General features: G+C 36.7%; 1 pseudogene. It reads left to right on the top strand.

Annotated features, from left to right (window positions below):
• Positions 1 to 281 (top strand): annotated as a pseudogene (locus GH741_RS22535) (alpha/beta hydrolase); the annotation flags it as partial.

The following is a 281-nucleotide window of genomic DNA, read 5'->3' as shown; positions in this document are numbered from 1 at the left end:
GGTAACCATAACGAATGGTTAACCGGAAGTGGGGAAGCAGATGGTAATTATGTCATCTGTAATATCTTAGACAATTTGATTGCTAATGGTGATATTAACCCAGTAATTGTGGTATTTCCTAACGGGAGAAGTTCACATGATTGGACTGACCAATCATTCAATTCTGAGGGAACGAACATGCTTGGTTTCTATTATTTTGACTACGAGCTAAGATATGATCTGGTTCCTTTCATTGAATCTACCTATAATACCTATGCAAATATAGAGGATACATCTGCTAA

The organism is Aquibacillus halophilus (assembly GCF_009649745.1).
Taxonomy (GTDB): domain Bacteria; phylum Bacillota; class Bacilli; order Bacillales; family Amphibacillaceae; genus Aquibacillus; species Aquibacillus halophilus.
Note: the sequence above shows the minus strand (reverse complement) of the source record. Positions and strands in the feature narration are given on the sequence as shown.